This window comes from Porticoccus sp., assembly GCF_041592135.1.
In the GTDB taxonomy this organism is placed as follows: Bacteria; Pseudomonadota; Gammaproteobacteria; order Pseudomonadales; family Porticoccaceae; genus Porticoccus.
Genome location: NZ_JBFHQR010000013.1, coordinates 1 through 18,209 on the forward strand (window position 1 = coordinate 1; position 18,209 = coordinate 18,209).

General features: G+C 55.1%; 31 protein-coding genes. 29 read left to right on the forward strand and 2 right to left on the reverse strand.

Annotation, left to right across the window (positions count from 1 at the left end; all coding sequences use genetic code 11):
• Window positions 1-217: 217 nt before the first annotated feature.
• The 29 genes from rpsJ (at window position 218) to galE (ending at window position 15,104) form a co-directional block, all read left to right on the forward strand.
• Window positions 218-529 (forward strand): 30S ribosomal protein S10, encoded by a 312-nt coding sequence (gene rpsJ / locus ABY948_RS02520; RefSeq protein ID WP_461480936.1) that lies wholly within the window; start codon window positions 218-220, stop codon window positions 527-529.
• A gap of 106 nt (window positions 530-635) precedes the next feature.
• Window positions 636-1,271 carry a 50S ribosomal protein L3 gene (gene rplC, locus ABY948_RS02525; RefSeq protein WP_461480937.1) on the forward strand — a complete coding sequence of 212 codons (636 nt, stop codon included), beginning with the start codon at window positions 636-638 and terminating at the stop codon, window positions 1,269-1,271.
• 11 nt (window positions 1,272-1,282) lie between these two features.
• Complete coding sequence (gene rplD / locus ABY948_RS02530) at window positions 1,283-1,897, forward strand: 50S ribosomal protein L4 (RefSeq protein ID WP_461480938.1); 615 nt, start codon at window positions 1,283-1,285, stop codon at window positions 1,895-1,897.
• Window positions 1,894-2,190, forward strand: a complete 297-nt coding sequence (gene rplW, locus ABY948_RS02535) for a 50S ribosomal protein L23 (RefSeq protein ID WP_461480939.1) — start codon at window positions 1,894-1,896, stop codon at window positions 2,188-2,190. Before rplD ends, rplW begins: the two co-directional genes overlap by 4 nt.
• A 12-nt stretch (window positions 2,191-2,202) precedes the next feature.
• Window positions 2,203-3,027: a 50S ribosomal protein L2 gene (gene rplB, locus ABY948_RS02540; RefSeq protein WP_461480940.1), complete on the forward strand. Its 825-nt coding sequence runs from the start codon at window positions 2,203-2,205 to the stop codon at window positions 3,025-3,027.
• Window positions 3,028-3,050: 23 nt separating this feature from the next.
• Window positions 3,051-3,326, forward strand: coding sequence for a 30S ribosomal protein S19 (gene rpsS / locus ABY948_RS02545; protein ID WP_461480941.1), 276 nt, complete (start codon window positions 3,051-3,053; stop codon window positions 3,324-3,326).
• A 25-nt stretch (window positions 3,327-3,351) separates the two neighbouring features.
• Window positions 3,352-3,693: a 50S ribosomal protein L22 gene (rplV, locus tag ABY948_RS02550; protein WP_461480977.1), complete on the forward strand. Its 342-nt coding sequence runs from the start codon at window positions 3,352-3,354 to the stop codon at window positions 3,691-3,693.
• Complete coding sequence (gene rpsC, locus ABY948_RS02555; protein ID WP_461480942.1) at window positions 3,693-4,373, forward strand: 30S ribosomal protein S3; 681 nt, start codon at window positions 3,693-3,695, stop codon at window positions 4,371-4,373. The genes rplV and rpsC overlap by 1 nt, the downstream gene beginning before the upstream one ends.
• Before the next feature lie 25 nt (window positions 4,374-4,398).
• Complete coding sequence (gene rplP, locus ABY948_RS02560) at window positions 4,399-4,812, forward strand: 50S ribosomal protein L16 (protein ID WP_461480943.1); 414 nt, start codon at window positions 4,399-4,401, stop codon at window positions 4,810-4,812.
• Complete coding sequence (rpmC, locus tag ABY948_RS02565) at window positions 4,812-5,003, forward strand: 50S ribosomal protein L29 (RefSeq protein WP_461480944.1); 192 nt, start codon at window positions 4,812-4,814, stop codon at window positions 5,001-5,003. The genes rplP and rpmC overlap by 1 nt, the downstream gene beginning before the upstream one ends.
• Window position 5,004: 1 nt before the next feature.
• Window positions 5,005-5,271, forward strand: coding sequence for a 30S ribosomal protein S17 (rpsQ, locus tag ABY948_RS02570; RefSeq protein WP_461480945.1), 267 nt, complete (start codon window positions 5,005-5,007; stop codon window positions 5,269-5,271).
• A 35-nt stretch (window positions 5,272-5,306) separates the two neighbouring features.
• Complete coding sequence (gene rplN / locus ABY948_RS02575) at window positions 5,307-5,675, forward strand: 50S ribosomal protein L14 (protein WP_461480946.1); 369 nt, start codon at window positions 5,307-5,309, stop codon at window positions 5,673-5,675.
• A gap of 21 nt (window positions 5,676-5,696) precedes the next feature.
• Window positions 5,697-6,014, forward strand: coding sequence for a 50S ribosomal protein L24 (rplX, locus tag ABY948_RS02580; RefSeq protein WP_461480947.1), 318 nt, complete (start codon window positions 5,697-5,699; stop codon window positions 6,012-6,014).
• A 17-nt stretch (window positions 6,015-6,031) separates the two neighbouring features.
• Window positions 6,032-6,571 carry a 50S ribosomal protein L5 gene (rplE, locus tag ABY948_RS02585; RefSeq protein WP_461480948.1) on the forward strand — a complete coding sequence of 180 codons (540 nt, stop codon included), beginning with the start codon at window positions 6,032-6,034 and terminating at the stop codon, window positions 6,569-6,571.
• 10 nt (window positions 6,572-6,581) lie between these two features.
• A complete protein-coding gene (rpsN, locus tag ABY948_RS02590) occupies window positions 6,582-6,887 on the forward strand; it encodes a 30S ribosomal protein S14 (protein ID WP_461480949.1) in 306 nt (101 codons plus the stop codon).
• Window positions 6,888-6,914: 27 nt separating this feature from the next.
• Entirely contained in the window at window positions 6,915-7,307 is a 393-nt protein-coding gene (gene rpsH / locus ABY948_RS02595; protein ID WP_461480950.1) for a 30S ribosomal protein S8, read from the forward strand.
• Between the two features lie 13 nt (window positions 7,308-7,320).
• A complete protein-coding gene (gene rplF / locus ABY948_RS02600) occupies window positions 7,321-7,854 on the forward strand; it encodes a 50S ribosomal protein L6 (RefSeq protein WP_461480951.1) in 534 nt (177 codons plus the stop codon).
• A 9-nt stretch (window positions 7,855-7,863) separates the two neighbouring features.
• Window positions 7,864-8,214 carry a 50S ribosomal protein L18 gene (gene rplR, locus ABY948_RS02605; RefSeq protein WP_461480952.1) on the forward strand — a complete coding sequence of 117 codons (351 nt, stop codon included), beginning with the start codon at window positions 7,864-7,866 and terminating at the stop codon, window positions 8,212-8,214.
• A gap of 12 nt (window positions 8,215-8,226) precedes the next feature.
• Window positions 8,227-8,739 carry a 30S ribosomal protein S5 gene (gene rpsE / locus ABY948_RS02610; protein ID WP_461480953.1) on the forward strand — a complete coding sequence of 171 codons (513 nt, stop codon included), beginning with the start codon at window positions 8,227-8,229 and terminating at the stop codon, window positions 8,737-8,739.
• 42 nt (window positions 8,740-8,781) lie between these two features.
• Window positions 8,782-8,970 carry a 50S ribosomal protein L30 gene (gene rpmD / locus ABY948_RS02615; protein ID WP_461480954.1) on the forward strand — a complete coding sequence of 63 codons (189 nt, stop codon included), beginning with the start codon at window positions 8,782-8,784 and terminating at the stop codon, window positions 8,968-8,970.
• A 2-nt stretch (window positions 8,971-8,972) separates the two neighbouring features.
• Complete coding sequence (rplO, locus tag ABY948_RS02620; protein WP_461480955.1) at window positions 8,973-9,407, forward strand: 50S ribosomal protein L15; 435 nt, start codon at window positions 8,973-8,975, stop codon at window positions 9,405-9,407.
• 6 nt (window positions 9,408-9,413) lie between these two features.
• Window positions 9,414-10,736, forward strand: a complete 1,323-nt coding sequence (secY, locus tag ABY948_RS02625) for a preprotein translocase subunit SecY (protein ID WP_461480956.1) — start codon at window positions 9,414-9,416, stop codon at window positions 10,734-10,736.
• A 19-nt stretch (window positions 10,737-10,755) separates the two neighbouring features.
• Window positions 10,756-10,872, forward strand: coding sequence for a 50S ribosomal protein L36 (gene rpmJ / locus ABY948_RS02630; protein ID WP_081890805.1), 117 nt, complete (start codon window positions 10,756-10,758; stop codon window positions 10,870-10,872).
• A gap of 126 nt (window positions 10,873-10,998) precedes the next feature.
• On the forward strand, window positions 10,999-11,355 hold the full coding sequence (gene rpsM, locus ABY948_RS02635) for a 30S ribosomal protein S13 (protein WP_461480957.1): 357 nt from the start codon (window positions 10,999-11,001) through the stop codon (window positions 11,353-11,355).
• 12 nt (window positions 11,356-11,367) lie between these two features.
• Window positions 11,368-11,760, forward strand: coding sequence for a 30S ribosomal protein S11 (gene rpsK, locus ABY948_RS02640; RefSeq protein WP_461480958.1), 393 nt, complete (start codon window positions 11,368-11,370; stop codon window positions 11,758-11,760).
• A gap of 16 nt (window positions 11,761-11,776) precedes the next feature.
• Entirely contained in the window at window positions 11,777-12,397 is a 621-nt protein-coding gene (rpsD, locus tag ABY948_RS02645) for a 30S ribosomal protein S4 (protein ID WP_461480959.1), read from the forward strand.
• A 51-nt stretch (window positions 12,398-12,448) separates the two neighbouring features.
• Window positions 12,449-13,447 carry a DNA-directed RNA polymerase subunit alpha gene (locus ABY948_RS02650; protein WP_461480960.1) on the forward strand — a complete coding sequence of 333 codons (999 nt, stop codon included), beginning with the start codon at window positions 12,449-12,451 and terminating at the stop codon, window positions 13,445-13,447.
• Between the two features lie 82 nt (window positions 13,448-13,529).
• On the forward strand, window positions 13,530-13,925 hold the full coding sequence (gene rplQ, locus ABY948_RS02655; protein ID WP_461480961.1) for a 50S ribosomal protein L17: 396 nt from the start codon (window positions 13,530-13,532) through the stop codon (window positions 13,923-13,925).
• A gap of 132 nt (window positions 13,926-14,057) precedes the next feature.
• Window positions 14,058-15,104 carry a UDP-glucose 4-epimerase GalE gene (galE, locus tag ABY948_RS02660; protein WP_461480962.1) on the forward strand — a complete coding sequence of 349 codons (1,047 nt, stop codon included), beginning with the start codon at window positions 14,058-14,060 and terminating at the stop codon, window positions 15,102-15,104.
• A gap of 20 nt (window positions 15,105-15,124) precedes the next feature.
• On the opposite strand, the gene ABY948_RS02665 is transcribed toward galE, so the two are convergent.
• Together ABY948_RS02665 and ABY948_RS02670 are read right to left on the reverse strand one after the other, a co-directional pair.
• Window positions 15,125-16,567 (reverse strand): two-component system sensor histidine kinase NtrB, encoded by a 1,443-nt coding sequence (locus ABY948_RS02665; RefSeq protein WP_461480963.1) that lies wholly within the window; start codon window positions 16,565-16,567, stop codon window positions 15,125-15,127.
• 302 nt (window positions 16,568-16,869) lie between these two features.
• Window positions 16,870-18,192, reverse strand: coding sequence for a short-chain fatty acid transporter (locus ABY948_RS02670; protein WP_461480964.1), 1,323 nt, complete (start codon window positions 18,190-18,192; stop codon window positions 16,870-16,872).
• Window positions 18,193-18,209: the final 17 nt, after the last annotated feature.

Here is an 18,209-nt window from a genome sequence, read left to right on the forward strand (position 1 = left end):
AAGCGTAAAACGTTCGACCGAGGGGGCCCTGTGGGCCCCCTTTTTATCCTTTAAATAAAGCTGTGTCAGCAGCAATCCGGGCAGAGATAAATTCCTTTTTCTGTGTCGGGATTTTTCCTTGACAGGGGGTGGGGGCGGACTTAGAATCTCGCCTCCGTTTTTCCGGGTCCCGATGAGCGGGATTCGATGGCTCTTTAGACAGTTGGAGTTTGATTCCATGCAGGATCAACGCATTCGAATTCGCCTGAAGGCATTTGATCACAAGCTGATTGATGCCTCTACTCAGGAAATCGTTGAGACGGCCAAGCGTACCGGTGCCCAAATTCGTGGCCCGATTCCGCTGCCGACTCGCAAAGAACGCTTTACTGTATTGATTTCACCGCACGTCAACAAAGACGCGCGTGATCAGTACGAGATCCGCACCCACAAACGGATGCTGGATATTGTTGAGCCGACAGAAAAAACTGTCGATGCCTTGATGAAGCTGGATCTGGCTGCTGGTGTTGAGGTTCAAATCAGCCTGACATAAGCGCCATCGCAACAAAACCCAGGCCGGGCCAACGCCAGGTGGGTGTAACGCTCTGAAATGGGCGGCCATAGCGGGTGACAGCCCCGTACACTATGAGGTTATACAAATGAATATTGGTATTGTCGGCCGCAAATGCGGCATGACTCGCGTATTTACCGACGAGGGTGTTTCCATCCCGGTCACAGTGATCGAGGCGGAGCCGAATCGCATTACCCAGATAAAAGACGGTGAAACTGACGGCTATGTGGCTGTGCAGGTGACTGCTGGTGCCCGTCGCGCCTCCCGTGTAAGCAAGTCACAAGCCGGGCATTTTGCCAAGGCGGGTGTCGAGGCTGGCCGCGGTTGCTGGGAGTTTCGTGTAGACGGTCTTCAGGATGAGCTGCAGGTTGGCGGCACCATCACTGTTGAGCAGTTCGAAGCTGGCCAGAAAATTGATGTGACCGGCACTTCCAAGGGTAAAGGCTTTCAGGGTGTCATCAAGCGCTGGAATTTCAGCATGCAGGATGCCACTCACGGCAACTCTCTGTCCCACCGTGCCCCTGGCTCCATTGGCCAGTGTCAAACCCCGGGTCGCGTATTTAAAGGTAAGAAGATGTGCGGCCATATGGGTGCGGAGCGTGTTACTACGCAGAACCTTGAAGTTGTCCGTGTTGATGCCGAACGTAACTTGCTCCTGATTAAAGGGGCTGTGCCTGGTGCGCCGGGTGGTGACGTGATCATTCGTGCTGCTGTGAAGGGCTGAGGGGATCATCGATGGAATTGAATATAGCAACACCCAAAGGTAGCGCGGGAACGGTAGAAGTTTCTGATGCGGCCTTCGGCAAAGAATTTAACCAGGATCTGGTGCATCAAGCGGTAACCGCTTATCTGGCCGGTGCCCGTCAAGGTACTCGCGCCCAGAAGACTCGCTCTGAAGTGAGTGGTGGCGGCAAGAAGCCCTGGCGTCAAAAGGGTACCGGTCGCGCTCGCGCCGGCACCATTCGTTCGCCGATCTGGCGCACTGGTGGTGTCACGTTTGCAGCCAAGCCGCAGGATCATTCGCAGAAGCTGAACCGCAAGATGTACCGCGCTGCGCTGCGTTCAATCCTCTCTGAGCTGGCTCGTCAGGAGCGTCTGGTGGTGGTTGAGGCCTTCGATCTGGACGCCCCAAAAACCAAGGCGCTGGTAGCGAAGCTTGGCGAGTACGGTGTTCAGGATGTGTTGATCGTGACGGAAGAAGTCACTGAAAACCTGTACCTGTCATCACGCAATCTTCACAAAGTAGACGTGCGCGATGCGGTAGGTGTCGATCCGGTCAGCCTGATTCGTTTTGAAAAAGTGCTGGTTACTGTGCCCGCTCTGAAAAAGATTGAGGAGATGCTGGTATGAATCAAGAGCGCATCTTCAAAGTGCTGCTGAGTCCGCACATTACTGAAAAAACTGCCAGCGTTGCAGATAGCCAGAACCAGGTTGTGTTCAAGGTGTCTGGTGATGCCACCAAGCCTGAAGTCAAGGCGGCGGTAGAGAAGCTGTTTAACGTCAAGGTGGCCGATGTTCGCGTCACCAACGTCAAGGGCAAAACCAAGCGCACTCGTGTGGGTCTTGGCAAGCGCTCTGACTGGAAAAAGGCGTATGTCCGATTGGAGCAGGGTCAAGAGATTGACTTTGCGGTAGCTGAATAAGGGGTTATCGAGATGCCTGTTGTTAAGAGAAAACCAACGTCTCCCGGTCGCCGCTTTGTTGTCAGCGTCGTCAATCCGGATCTGCATAAAGGTGCGCCCTATGCGCCTTTGTTGGAAAAGAAAAGTAAGTCCGGCGGTCGTAACAATAACGGCCGGATCACTACCCGTCACGTGGGTGGTGGACACAAACAGCACTACCGTGTGATCGATTTTAAGCGCCAGAAAGATGGCGTGACCGCGAAAGTAGAGCGCCTGGAGTACGATCCCAATCGCACCCCTTACATCGCGCTGGTGTGTTATGCCGACGGTGAGCGCCGCTACATTATCGCGCCGAAGGGCCTGAAGGCGGGTGACAGCATTCAGTCCGGTGTCGATGCGGCGATCAAGGTTGGCAATACTCTGCCGCTGCGAAACATTCCCGTCGGTACAGTGATTCACTGTATCGAGATGAAGCCCGGCAAGGGTGCTCAGCTGGGACGCAGTGCCGGTGCCGCAGTGCAGCTGGTGGCCCGCGAAGGTCAGTACGCCACTTTGCGTCTGCGCAGTGGTGAAATGCGTAAAGTGCCGGTAGATTGTCGCGCTACCATCGGTGAAGTCTCCAACAGTGAGCACAATTTGCGCTCTCTGGGTAAGGCCGGTGCTACTCGCTGGCGCGGCGTTCGTCCCACCGTTCGCGGTGTTGTGATGAACCCGGTTGATCACCCGCACGGCGGTGGTGAAGGACGCACCTCTGGTGGTCGTCACCCGGTTACTCCCTGGGGTATTCCCACCAAGGGTTACAAAACTCGCAAGAACAAGCGCACTAACAATATGATTGTGCGCCGTCGCGACAAGTAATTGATAGAGAAGAGGAAACAATAGTGCCACGCTCTCTCAAGAAAGGCCCGTTCATCGACCTGCACCTGGTAAAGAAGGTAGATGAAGCGCTGGAAAAAAATGACAGACGTCCGATCAAAACCTGGTCGCGTCGTTCCATGATCAGCCCCGATATGGTCGGTCTGACTATCGCCGTACACAACGGACGTCAGCATGTACCGGTGATGGTCAACGAAGAAATGGTTGGGCATAAACTCGGTGAGTTTGCCCCGACGCGCACCTTCCGCGGTCATATCGCGGACAAAAAGGCCAAGCGCTAAGCGTTGGTTTGAGAGGTAGATGACTGTGGAAGTAGCAGCAAAATTACGCGGAGCCAGACTGTCGGCGCAGAAAGCTCGCCTGGTCGCCGATCAAGTTCGCGGCAAGCAGGTTGAAGAAGCGCTGGATATCCTGGCGTTCAGCCCCAAGAAAGGCGCCGCCATTATTAAAAAAGTGCTCGAGTCTGCGATTGCAAACGCCGAGCACAACGAAGGTGCAGATGTGGATGAGCTGCGCGTGTCGACCATTTTTGTGGACGAAGGCGCAACCATGAAGCGTATCAAGCCCCGTGCGAAAGGGCGCGCTGACCGGATCTTTAAACGCTCCTGTCACATCACCGTGAAAGTTGCCGACGAGGAGACCGTTTAATGGGTCAGAAAGTACATCCAACTGGCATTCGTCTGGGTATTGTTAAGAAGCATACCTCTGTTTGGTTCGCCAGCCAGAAAGACTATGCAGACAAGTTGAACGCCGACCTGAACGTGCGGGCCTTTATCAGCAAGAAGCTGGCCCACGCATCAGTTAGCCGCATCGAAATTGAGCGCCCCGCGCAAACAGCGCGCATCACCATTCACACTGCCCGTCCAGGCATCGTGATCGGTAAGAAAGGCGAGGATGTGGAAGCCCTGCGCAATGAAGTGTCCGCGCAAATGGGTGTTCCCGTTCACATCAATATCGAGGAAGTGCGCAAGCCCGATCTCGACGCGACACTGGTTGCGCAGAACGTGGCTCAACAGTTGGAGCGTCGTGTGATGTTCCGTCGCGCTATGAAGCGTGCGGTACAGAACGCCATGCGCCAGGGCGCCAAAGGTATCAAGATCCAGGTCAGTGGTCGTCTCGGCGGTGCCGAGATCGCGCGGACCGAATGGTACCGGGAAGGTCGTGTACCCCTGCACACCCTCCGTGCCGATATCGATTACGGCACAGCGGAAGGTTCAACCACCTACGGCATCATCGGTGTCAAGGTGTGGATCTTCAAGGGCGAGGTTATTGGTGGTGAAGAGGCGGCGCAAGCGCCAGCCAAGAAAGCACCGGCTAAAAAGAAGTAAGTTTGCGAGTTAAGGGTCAAGCGAGATGCTGCAACCGAAACGTACAAAATTCCGTAAGCAACACAAGGGTCGCAACCGTGGCCTGGCATTGCGCGGTAGCAAAATAAGCTTTGGCGAGTTTGGCCTGAAGGCCACTGCGCGCGGTCGTATTACTGCGCGCCAGATCGAATCTGCTCGTCGGGCAATGACCCGTCACATCAAGCGGGGTGGAAAAATCTGGATTCGGGTGTTCCCCGACAAGCCGATTTCCAAGAAGCCCCTTGAAGTACGGATGGGTAAAGGTAAGGGTAACGTCGAATACTGGGTTGCACAGATTCAGCCCGGCAAGGTGCTCTACGAAATGGAAGGTGTATCTGAAGAGCTGGCCCGCGAAGCCTTTGCGCTGGCCGCAGCCAAGCTGCCACTTCAAACCACCTTTGTTATACGGTCGGTGATGTGATGAAAGCCAACGAATTGCGTGAAAAGTCAGTTGAAGAACTGAGCCAGGAGCTGGCCAAGCAGCAGGAGCAGCAGTTCAAACTGCGGATGCAAGCTTCTACTGGTCAGCTGGGACAAAGCCACAAGATCAAAGAGGCGCGCGTTAATGTTGCGCGCATCAAGACTGTGCTGAATGAGAAAGCGGGTAACTGAGATGAGTGAAGCAGAGAAAAACGCTCGCACGCTGACTGGTCGTGTTATCAGTGACAAGATGGATAAATCCATTACCGTGCTGATCGAACGCCGCGTTAAACACCCGGTGTATGGGAAGATCGTTAACAAGTCCACCAAAATCAAGGCTCACGACGAAGAAAACCAGTGTCGGGCCGGTGATCAGGTGACCATTGCGGAATCTCGTCCACTGTCCAAGACAAAATCCTGGACGCTGGTCAACATTGATGAGCGTGCTGCCGAAGTTTAATCGGCGAGCAGCAGTAACGGGTTCGGAGAGATACGATGATTCAGACAGAAAGTTATCTGGATGTGGCAGACAACAGCGGTGCGCGTCGCGTGATGTGTATCAAGGTGTTGGGTGGCTCGCATCGCCGTTATGCCGGCATAGGTGACATTATCAAGGTTACCGTTAAGGAAGCGATTCCGCGCGGCAAGGTAAAAAAAGGTCAGGTGATGAACGCGGTTGTGGTTCGCACCAAGAAAGGTGTCCGTCGTCAGGATGGCAGCCTGATCAAGTTCGATGATAATGCCGCGGTTCTCTTGAATACGCAGCTTTCGCCGATCGGTACCCGCATTTTCGGGCCCGTTACTCGCGAGCTGCGCAGTGAACGGTTTATGAAAATTATCTCTCTGGCACCTGAAGTGCTCTAAGCCGGAGGAGAGGAAAGGGTTATGCGCAAGCTCAAACGTGATGATGAAATCATCGTGATTGCCGGGAAAGACAAAGGCAAACGCGGCAAGGTACTGAAAGTACAGGCCGATGGTCGCCTGCTGGTTTCCGGCATCAATATGATCAAGAAACACCAGAAGCCGAATCCGCAAATGAATATTGCTGGCGGCATCATTGAAAAAGAGGCTTCTATCGAGGCTTCCAACGTGGCTATCTTCAACGGCGGCACCCAGAAAGCCGACCGGGTTGGTTTTAAAGTCCTTGAAGACGGCAAGAAAATCCGCGTTTTCAAATCCAACGGCGAAGCCGTTGACGCCTAATTTGACAGGAAACTGACATGGCAAGGCTGAAAGAAGTTTACAAAAAAGAGATTGCTCCCAAGCTGCGAGAAGAGCTTGGCCTGGCGAATGTGATGGAAGTGCCGAAGATCACCAAAATTACCCTGAATATGGGTGTCGGTGAAGCCCTGGCCGATAAGAAAGCGCTGGAAAGTGCGGTCGCCGATATGGCCATGATCTCCGGGCAAAAGCCGGTAGTGACCAAGGCGCGCAAATCCATTGCGGGCTTTAAGGTGCGGGAAGGCTGGCCGATTGGCTGCAAGGTGACCCTGCGCAGCGAGCGTATGTACGAATTTTTGGAGAGATTGATCTCGATTGCGATTCCGCGCATCCGCGACTTCCGCGGCATCAGCCCCAAGTCGTTTGACGGTCGCGGCAATTTCTCCATGGGTGTGAATGAGCAGATCATTTTCCCCGAGATCGAGTACGACAAGGTTGATGCCCTGCGTGGTATGGATATCACGATTACTACCACAGCTCGCAACGACGACGAAGGTCGTGCACTGCTCCGCGCATTCAGCTTTCCGCTGAAAGGATGAGGTGAGATAAATGGCTAAGAGATCCATGGTTGAGCGCGAAAAGAAGCGCACACTTACAGTCGCTAAATTTGCTGAAAAGCGCGCTGCGCTGAAGGCTGTTATCAACAGTGCTTCCAGCACCGAAGAAGAGCGCTGGGAAGCTCAGCTGAAGCTGCAGCAACTGCCGCGCGATGCCAGCCCCTGCCGTCAGCGCAGTCGCTGTCGTCAGACTGGCCGCCCACACGGCGTTTATCGGAAGTTTGGTCTGTGCCGTAACAAGTTGCGTGAAGCCGCGATGCGTGGTGACGTGCCTGGCCTGGTCAAGGCGAGCTGGTAAGCCGCGGTCAATTGAGGAATTAAACTGATGAGCATGCAAGATTCTCTGGCAGACATGCTGACCCGCATCCGCAACGCGCAGATGGCGGGAAAGAAAAGTGTCTCCATGCCTTCCTCCAAGCTGAAAGTGGCCGTTGCCCGGGTGCTTAAAGATGAAGGTTATATCAACGATTTGAGCGTGGCCGAAAGTGCCAAGCCCGAACTGACGCTGACCCTGAAGTATTTTGAGGGCAAGCCAGTCATCGAAGCGATCGCTCGCTACAGCCGTCCAGGCCTGCGTCAATACGCCGGTGCTGGTGAGCTGCCGAATGTTCGTGGTGGCCTGGGTGTCTCTATCGTCTCCACCAGCAAGGGTGTGATGACTGATCGCGCAGCCCGTGCGGCCGGTGTCGGTGGCGAGGTTCTCTGCACAGTTTTCTAACGGGATAGTCGAGATGTCTAGAGTTGCAAAAAGTCCGGTTACGTTGCCGGCCGGTGTTGAGGTCAAACTCAGCCTTAGTGAAATTACTGTCAAGGGTGGCAACAGCTCACTCTCGATGGCGGTGAGCAGCAATGTTGAAATCAAGCAAGATGACAATGTGCTGACGTTTGCCGCTAAAGATGGCGGCAAGCAAGCCAATGCCATGGCCGGGACTACCCGTGCACTGGTCAACAATATGGTTGTTGGTGTCAGTGAAGGTTTTCAAAAGAAACTGCAGCTCATCGGTGTTGGTTATCGCGCCCAGGCGCAGGGAAACAAAATCAATCTGACACTGGGCTTCTCTCATCCGGTTGAGTATCAACTGCCGGAAGGCGTCACTGCCGAGTGCCCGAGCCAGACAGAAATCTTGCTGAAAGCAGCTGACAAGCAGTTGCTCGGTCAGGTGGCGTCGGAGATCCGTGCCTTCCGTCCGCCGGAGCCTTACAAGGGTAAAGGTGTTCGCTACGCGGATGAAAAAGTACATCGTAAAGAAGCGAAGAAGAAATAGGTCAGGATTATGAGCGACAAGAAACAATCACGTTTGCGTCGTGCACGCCGTGCCCGCTGCAAGATTCGCGAGTTGGGCGCCAACCGTCTGTGTGTCAATCGCACCCCGCGTCATATTTACGCGCAGGTGATTTCACCCGATGGCGGTCGCGTGCTGGCCAGTGCATCCACACTGGATAAGGCGCTGCGTGCCGGTCAGACTGGCAATGTCGACGCGGCTAAAACCGTTGGTGCGCTGATTGCCGAGCGCGCCAAAGAAGCGGGTGTAACCAAGGTTGCATTTGACCGCAGTGGTTTTAAATATCACGGTCGTGTAAAGGCTTTGGCGGATGCCGCCCGTGAAGCCGGACTGGAATTCTAAAGGTTTAGCGTTATGTCGAGAGATCAAAAAGATACAGCAGTTGCGGACGAAGGCCTGCAGGAAAAGCTGGTGCAGGTAAACCGCGTTGCCAAAACGGTTAAAGGTGGACGCATTTTTGCTTTCACTGCATTGACTGTCGTCGGCGACGGCAACGGTAAAGTGGGCTTCGGTCGCGGCAAGGCACGTGAAGTGCCCCAGGCTATCCAGAAAGCCATGGAATCGGCCCGCCGCAACATGATTCAGGTAGACCTGAAGGGTACTACTATCCAGTACCCCACTAAGGCCAACCACGGTGCCTCCAAAGTCTATATGCAGCCGGCCTCTGAAGGTACCGGTGTCATCGCCGGCGGTGCCATGCGCGCTGTACTTGAGATCGCGGGTGTGCAAAACGTATTGGCCAAATGTTATGGCTCCACCAATCCGGTGAACGTGGTTCGCGCCACCTTCAAGGCGCTGAAAACCATGCGCTCGCCAGAAGAAGTGGCAGCAAAACGCGGCAAAAGCGTAGAAGAAATTCTGAATTAAGACGGCGGCTGATGCCGAGCGAAGTACAACGGAAGCTTTACCATGACGAACGTTAAGAAAATCAAGGTTACCCAGGTGCGCAGCGTCCACGGTCGTCTGGCATCACACAAAGCCTGTGTGGCCGGGCTCGGCCTGCGTCGGATCAACCACACTGTGGAAGTCGAAGACACTCCCTCGGTGCGCGGTATGATCAATAAAGTTAACTATATGGTTAAGGTTGAGGGAGAGTAATCATGCGTCTGAATACGCTTAGTCCCGCACCCGGCAGAATTAAAGAAGGCAAGCGCGTCGGTCGTGGTATCGGCAGCGGCCTGGGTAAAACTGCTGGCCGTGGCCACAAAGGTCAAAAAGCTCGCTCCGGTGGCAGTGTTCGTCCCGGTTTCGAGGGCGGCCAAATGCCGTTGCAGAAGCGCCTGCCGAAATACGGTTTCACTTCACGTATTTCACGGATTACCGCTGAGATCCGCTTGAGTGAGCTGAACAGCGTTGCAGGCGATGTGGTTGATATCGCGTCTCTGCGCGCCGCAGGTTTGATCAATGGCTCCATTTCCCGCGCCAAGGTCTTCTTGTCCGGCGAACTGAACAAGGCAGTTACCGTCAAGGGACTGCGTGTTACCAAAGGTGCGCTGGCTGCTATTGAAGCTGCTGGCGGCAAGGTCGAAGAGTAACGCCTGATGGCCAAACCCGGGAACATGCCGCAGGGCAACATAAAAGGTTTGGGCGAGCTGTGGGCTCGCCTTCGCTTTTTATTCCTCGCTCTGGTGATTTACCGTATCGGTACCCATATCCCCGTGCCGGGGATTGATCCCGATCGGCTGGCTGATCTGTTCAATCAGAATCAGGGCACGATCATCGGCATGTTCAACATGTTTTCCGGTGGGGCGTTGGAGCGCATGAGTATCATGGCGCTCGGCATCATGCCGTACATCTCTGCCTCTATCATTATGCAGTTGATGACGGCCGTTACCCCGTCCCTGGAGCAGCTGAAGAAAGAAGGTGATGCCGGTCGTCGCAAGATCAACCAGTACACCCGCTACGGCACGGTGTTGCTGGCTACTGTGCAGGCAATTGGTATGTCGGTTGGCCTGGCCGGACAGGGTCTGGCTTTCACCGCCGACTTCAGCTTCTATTTTATCGCGGTGGTATCGCTGGTCACCGGTGCTGTTTTCATGATGTGGTTGGGTGAGCAGATCACCGAGCGCGGCGTCGGCAACGGTATCTCCATGCTGATCTTTGCCGGTATTGTCGCAGGAATTCCGTCGGCTATCGGTCAGGCGTTCGAATCCTCTCGGCAGGGTGACCTGCATATTCTGGCGCTTTTGTTCGTCGGTCTGCTGGCGATAGCGGTGGTTTACTTCGTGGTCTTTATTGAGCGAGGCCAGCGTCGTATCACGGTCAACTATGCTCAACGCCAGCCCGGTCGCGGTCCTGCACAAAGCAGTCACCTGCCGCTGAAGGTGAATATGGCAGGTGTGATTCCGGCGATCTTTGCCAGCAGTATTCTGTTGTTCCCGGCGTCTATTGCTCAGTGGTTTGGGCAAGGTGCGGACAGCCCGGACTGGCTGCAGGATGTCGCGTTGCTTATTGGTCCGGGACAGCCGCTGCATGTATTGCTGTTTGCGGGATTGATTATTTTCTTCTGTTTCTTTTACTCGGCGCTGATGTTCAACCCGAGAGAGATGGCGGATAACCTGAAGCGCGGCGGTGCCTTCCTGCCTGGTATTCGGCCCGGTGAACAGACGGCAAAATACATAGATGGTGTCATGTCCAAATTGACACTGATCGGCGGCCTTTACATGACCTTTGTCTGTCTGCTGCCGCAGTTCTTGAATGTTTATTTCAATGTGCCCTTCTATCTGGGTGGCACATCGCTGTTGATTGCAGTAGTAGTAACCATGGATTTCATGGCGCAGGTCCAGTCTCATTTGATGTCTCATCAATACGATTCCTTGATGAAAAAATCAAATTTGAAGGGCTACGGCAGTAGAGTCCGCTAGTAGGAGTTGAGGTGACGAAATGAAAGTACGTGCTTCTGTAAAAAAAATGTGTCGCAACTGTAAGGTTGTAAAACGCAAAAGTGTTGTAAGAGTAATTTGCAGTGCTGAACCCCGCCACAAGCAGCGTCAGGGTTAATTGCACGGAGTTATTGATTTTTATTGTCTTGAAAGCTATCCTCTTGCGCCTTTTTGGCCTGCCGTGTATGGCAAGTCAGGCAAAGATTAGCCGGACAACAGTTAAACATTAAAGTGGAGTGTAGTGATGGCCCGTATTGCCGGTGTCAACATCCCTGATAACAAACATGCGGTGATCTCACTTACCTATGTTTTCGGGGTAGGTCGTACCACTGCCAAGGCGATTTGTGCCCAGGTTGGTATTGCTGAAGATGTTAAAATTGCCGATCTGAACGACGAGCAGATGGACGCTGTGCGCAATGCTGTAGGCGAACGCACTGTGGAAGGTGACCTGCGTCGTGAGGTCAGTATGAATATCAAGCGATTGATGGATCTCGGTTGTTACCGCGGCCTCCGTCATCGCCGTGGCCTGCCTTTGCGTGGCCAGCGCACCAAGACAAATGCGCGCACGCGTAAAGGCCCTCGCAAGCCCATCAAGCGATAGGAAAGCAGACAAATGGCAAAGCCTGGACAAAAAACTGTTCGTAAGAAGGTTAAAAAGACCGTCGTTGACGGTGTGGCACATATCCATGCCTCATTTAACAACACGATTGTGACCATCACTGATCGTCAGGGTAATACCCTGAGCTGGGCAACCTCCGGCGGCTCCGGCTTCCGCGGTTCGCGCAAGAGTACTCCGTTCGCCGCACAGGTCGCCGCTGAACGCGCTGGTCTCGCCGCTCAGGAGTACGGTTTGAAAAACCTGGACGTACAGGTAAAAGGTCCGGGCCCCGGCCGTGAATCCGCGGTGCGCGCCCTGAACAATACCGGTTACAAAATTACCAATATTACCGACGTGACGCCGATCCCGCACAACGGATGCCGTCCGCCGAAAAAACGTCGGGTATAACGAGGATAGTGAACTAATGGCAAGATATCTCGGACCGACTTGTAAGCTTTCCCGTCGCGAAGGCACCGACCTTTTCCTGAAGAGCGGTATTCGTCCTCTGGAATCCAAGTGCCGCGCAGAAAGTGCGCCCGGACAACACGGTCAGCGCCGTGGTCGTCTCTCTGACTATGGTATTCAGCTGCGTGAGAAGCAAAAAGTTCGCCGTCTCTACGGCGTGCTGGAGAAGCAATTCCGCAACTACTACAAGGAAGCTGCCCGTCTGAAAGGCGCAACCGGTGAAAACCTGCTGCAATTGCTCGAGCGCCGTCTCGACAATGTTGTTTATCGCATGGGTTTTGGTGCCACGCGTGCAGAATCTCGCCAACTGGTTTCACACAGCTCCATTCTCGTCAACGGCAAGAAGGTCAACATTCCTTCCTACCGCGTCGCGGACGGCGATGTGATCACCATCCGTGAGAAAGCCAAGAACCAACTGCGCATTCAATCTGCCATGCAGATTGCTACCCAGCGCGGCCTGGTCGAATGGATGGAAGTGGATGCCAGCAAACTGGAAGGTGTTTTCAAACGCGGTCCCGAGCGCGCTGATCTTCCTGCCGAAATCAATGAAAACCTCATTGTGGAGCTCTACTCCAAGTAACGCACTGTAGTTCAACAGACAGTTAAGCGACGCCATCGAGCAGGAATAGATATGCAGATATCAGTAAATGATTTTTTGACACCGCGAAACATTGATGTAACCGAGTTTGGTCCCACTCGCGCCAAAGTTGTTCTTGAGCCACTTGAGCGCGGATTTGGTCACACCCTGGGCAACGCCCTGCGTCGCATCCTGCTTTCTTCGATGGGCGGTGCCGCGATTGTCGAGGTGGAGATCAATGGCGTCCTGCATGAGTACAGCAGCATTGAAGGCGTTCAGGAAGATGTGATTGAAATTCTTCTGAATCTGAAGGATGTTGCCATCGTCCTGCATGAGAAGGACGAAGTTACCCTTACTCTGAATAAAAAGGGTAAAGGCGTGGTGACTGCCGGTGACATTCAGGTGGACAACAGTACTGAGATCAAAAATCCGGAGCACGTGATCGCCAATATCACCGGTGACACCGCTCTGGAAATGACTCTTCATGTTGTGCGCGGTCGCGGCTACCAGCCCGCAGACAGTCGTTCCAGCGACGAGGAAGAAACCCGTTCCATCGGTCGGCTGCAGTTGGATGCAACCTTCAGCCCGGTTCGCCGTGTCGCCTATGTGGTCGAGAGTGCTCGTGTAGAGCAGCGCACCAACCTGGATAAGCTGGTTCTGGATCTGGAAACCAATGGCACCATCGATCCGGAAGAAGCCATCCGTCGTGCCGCCACGATCCTCCAGCAACAGTTGGCCGTGTTCGTGGACCTGGAGAGTGAAAGCCTGTCCGAGCCCGTTGAGAAGGAAGAGGAAGTCGATCCGATTCTGTTGCGTCCGGTCGATGATCTGGAATTGACCGTGCGCTCCGCCAACTGTCTGAAGGCCGAGAGCATTTACTACATCGGCGACCTGATTCAGCGCACGGAAGTTGAATTGCTGAAAACGCCGAACCTGGGCAAAAAGTCACTCACGGAAATCAAGGATGTCCTGGCATCTCGCGGTTTGTCTCTGGGTATGCGCCTGGAAAACTGGCCGCCCTCCAGTCTGCGCACCGAGAGTGACCATATTTAATTGATGGGGTTAGCCAGCCTTCTGGCACCTGTTAAACCGAGTTTATTGCTGCGATAGCAACACTTTTAAAGGAAGTAGAACCATGCGTCATCGTTATAGTGGCCGCAAATTAAGCCGTACTGGTGCGCACCGTCGCGCCATGTTCCGCAATATGACAGCCTCACTGGTCGAACATGAGCTGATTAAAACCACTCTGCCCAAGGCGAAAGAACTGCGCCGTTTTGCCGAGCCGCTGATCACGCTGGCCAAGCAGGACAGTGTTGCCAACCGTCGCTTGGCCTTCAGCCGTCTGCGCTGCAAGTCTACTGTGGGTAAACTGTTCGGCGAGCTGGGCCCGCGCTACGAAGCCCGTCCCGGTGGTTACATCCGCATCCTGAAATGCGGGCTGCGCTCCGGTGACGCCGCGCCAATGGCCTATGTTGAGTTGGTTGACCGTCCGGATGTCGAAGCAGTCGAACTGAACGACGGCGACGAATAAAGCTTTCGCGCTCAACCGCAGTCGTAAAAAAACCGGGCATATAGCTCGGTTTTTTTTGGCTGTATTTTTTCTCTTCCTTGCAACATTCCCTGTGGGATAATGCCTCGATAGTTTTACAGAGCGTAGAGACAAGTGAAAGTATTGGTAACCGGTGGGGCCGGCTACATTGGCAGCCACGCCTGTGTGTCGCTGCTAGAGGCCGGCCACGACGTTGTGGTGCTGGACAATTTTTCCAACAGTTGCCGTACGTCACTGCAGCGGGTTGGACAGATTACGTCCCGGGATTTCGCCGTACTGGAGGCCGATGTCAACGACCGCCAAACCCTTGATGAGCTGTTCAGGCGGGAGTCCGTGGATGCCGTCATGCATTTTGCCGGCCTCAAGGCGGTCGGCGAGTCGTGCACAGCCCCGTTGAGTTACTACCGCAATAATGTTGCGGGCGCGCTGACCATTCTCGAGGCTATGCGGGCTGCCGGGCTGGGCACCTTTATTTTCAGTTCCTCTGCCACCGTTTATGGTGATCCCGCAACGACGCCCATCGGCGAGGATTTTCCGTTACAGACCACCAACCCCTACGGCCGTTCCAAGCTGATGATCGAAGATATGCTCCGCGATCTGGCGGACGCCGACAGGCTGTCGGGCAAACCATTCTGGAAAATAGGCCTGTTGCGCTATTTCAATCCCGCCGGGGCACACAGCAGCGGCCTGATTGGCGAAGACCCGCGCGGTATCCCCAGTAACCTGATGCCCTATATCACCCAGGTTGCGGTGGGCAAGTTGCAGCAGTTGTCGGTGTTTGGTGACGACTATCCGACCCCCGACGGCACTGGCGTGCGCGACTATCTGCACGTGATGGACCTGGCGGAGGGGCATGTTTGCGCGCTGCGGAAATTGACGGAATCGGACAGCGGGGCCGGGTGTCGAGCCTGGAACCTGGGTACGGGATCGGGCTACTCCGTGTTGGAGATGATCCGGGCATTTGAGTCTGTCTCCGGCCGCGCCATTCACTACAAGGTGGTCGAGCGGCGGCCCGGTGATGTGGCGGCATGCTGGTCAGACCCGAGCCGGGCGGCTCGGGAACTGGGTTGGAAGTCCCGCCATAGCCTGGAGGATATGATGCGCGACAGCTGGCACTGGCAACAGCAAAATCCTGAAGGTTATCCCAGTCCCGCAATGTAGACCTGTACCCCTGGGCCGGCCTAGGCTAGGGGCAACTGAATATGGAAGGTGGTGCCCACGTTGACATCCGAGGTGACGGCCAGCTGGCCGCGGTGCTGCTCGGTAATGATGAAGTGCGAAAATGACAGTCGCTTGCCGGCATCATAGTCTTCAGCCTTGCCGGTGGTGTGGGTAAAAAACGGTTCGAAAAGATACTGTTGTTCCTCGTTGCTGATACCGGCGCCATTATGTTGCACCTTGATCCACAGCATATCGTAGCAAACCATCACCTGCAGCCGGACGATGGGCGTATGCCCGGCCCGCTGAACCTGTCCCAGGGCATGACAGGCATGCCGGAACAGGCTCAGGAATACCTGCTGTAATTCGGCAACGTAGCAGGGAACCTGGGGAAGGGGCTGGCTGTAATGGCGCTCAATGCTGATGTCCCTGAATCGCAGCCCCGAGGGCACGGAGAGGACATCGTTGGCCAACTGGAGGCTGTGTTCGATGATGTCGATGACATTGGCCGGGCGCCGTTCACCTCCCCGACTTTGGGCAAAATCCAGTAAATTCTGAATAATCGCCAGGGCCTGCGCGCCCTGGTGACTGGTTTCGTCCATAAGTTGGGTGATGGTCTGCTGTGCGCTCGAGGGTAGGTCTGTCGCGCGCAAGGTGCGCTTGACGGTCTCCATGTCTTCAAGAATCTGCTGCAAGGGTGGGTTGATGTCGTGGGCCATGGTGGCGGCCAGCTCCCCCATGGACGACATTTTGTCCCGCTGGATCAGCATATTGGCAGCCAGCACATGCTGGGTAACATCGTCGATCAGCACCACTGCACCGGTTTCACCGTGCTCCTGCAGTGGATAAATTGTGATATCAAAATGATATTGACCCCGTTGGCTGTGCTTGATGGTGAGGGTCTTCTGCTGCTCCAGTGCCTGTTTGACCTGGCTTTTACTGAGGGTGATGGTCGGGTAGGTTTGCCAAAGGTTTTGGCCCAGGGCCTTGCTGGCCGGGATCCCGGTAATCTCTTCGGCCCTGCGGTTCCATTGGGTGACCTCCCCCTGTTCCGTCAAACCGATCAGTATCAGGGGCATTGAGCTCAGGATATCGCGTATATAGGATTCCGATGAACGCAGGCGATTGGAGGTTTCCCTGTGCTGGGCGATTTCTCCTTGCAGCAACTGGTTTGCCTCGAGTAACAGGCGGTTGGACTCATCCAGGGTTGCGGTGCGCTCCTTGACACGCTGTTCGAGGTCCTGCCGTATGGCTTCCAGCGCCTTGTTTGCCCGGTAGGCCTGAAGCCGGCTGAACAACAGGGTGACGACTGTAATGGAGAGCAGCAGAATTAGTATGCCGCTGGACCAGTTGGCGACGTACTGCCAGTTGGTATGGCCGTCCGCAGTGCGGAAATAATCGCCAAGGCCGGCGTAGAGGGGCAGACTGACCAAAAGTAACAATAGGGACCAAAAGTGTTTTTTCATAGATGAAGGTACTTTTTAACGGCTTGACAGTGAGGTCGGTTGGTTCTTCCCGAGTGTAGTTAGAGGGACTGGGCGAGCTGTTAGTTTCATTGCAGTTTGGCCTGGTTTCCAATAGGAGTGATTTTAACGGGACAGGTGGTCGTAGTGACAGTGTGCGAAACAGTTTCTTTATGATGGCGGCAATCTACCACAACCAGACCACCGCCAGGCAGCCTTTGTCGCGGTGGTGAACGCTCGATTTAATGTTCACCGCACGGACTCTGCGATGCTCGCTGCCAGCTTGGCGCAGGCGAGATGGCGCATTAGAAAATAACCACCATCGCCAGCCCGTACAACAGCCCAGTCCACAACAGTGCCACGGTGCAGTAACCCATAATGTCGCGAATGCCGAGCCGGGCGATACCGAGCAGGGGCAATGCCCAGAACGGCTGTACCATGTTGGTCCAGGCATCGCCGAAGGCAATGGCCATGGCGGCATGGTTCAGCGGGATGCCGAGAGACTGGGCAGCGGGGATAACAATGGGGGCCTGCACCGCCCACTGTCCGCCGCCGGAGGGGACAAAGAAATTGACAATGCCGGCGCTGAGGAAGGTGAACAGGTTGAAGGTGTCGGCTGTAGAAATATCAATAAACCAGGCGGAGACCGATGCCGCCAGCCCGGATTGGGCCATCATACCCATGATCCCCGCATAGAGCGGGAATTGCAGCACGATTCCCGACAACCCTTTGACCGCTTCACTGACGGCGGCCAGGTAACTGGTGGTGGATTGATGGAGCAGCAGTCCGGTGACGAGAAAGATCAGGTTCAGGGTGTTGAGGCCGACACTGCCGCCGTCGAGGAAGAAGCCCACCAGGTAATAGCCCCCCAATAGCCCCAGCAGGAGTGTCGGCAGGCGGCTGTGCTCGATGCGGTCGGAGGGTGTGTTGATGTGGATGGCGACCTGCTCCACCTCGCCGAGCTGGTGGGCATCGACTTCCCTGGTCTCTTCCGGGGGCGGCATCATCAGGCGGAATATCAATGGCAGGGTTGCCAGTACCAGCGCGCTGATCAGCAGCACCTGCCAACTGAAGATCGTCTCGCTGAGGGGGATGGTGATGCCATTCATCAGCTTGCTGAGCACATCGCCATCGGACACGGCGATTTTCAGGGGGATGGAGCCGGATAGCCCGGCGTGCCAGATCACCATGCCGGAATAGGCCGCCGCCACCAGCAGCGGGTAGTGTACCCCTTTGACATGGCGGGCAATTTCCCGCGCCATCAGCGCGCTGGCGATCAAGCCAAACGCCCAGCTGATCCAGCCGCATATCAGCGAAATAAAGGTCATCAGCAGGATGGCCTGGCCGGGAGTCCTGGCCAGCGAGGCCAGCGATCGAAGCACTTTTTTTACCGCCCTGGTTTGCGCCAGCACGCTGCCGGTGACCAGGCTGATGGTAACCTGCATGGAAAATACCAGCAGGTTCCAGATGCCGTCACCCCAGAACTGGACCATCTCGGCGGGGGCGTGCCCCTCCCCCAGTATGCCCGCAAGGAACACGATGAAGGTCAGGATAATGGCAAAGATGAAGGCGTCCGGCAGCCAGCGCTGCATGATGGTGGTAAAAAAGTTGGAGAGCGTGCGGACCACTTGCATCACCTTTGTTA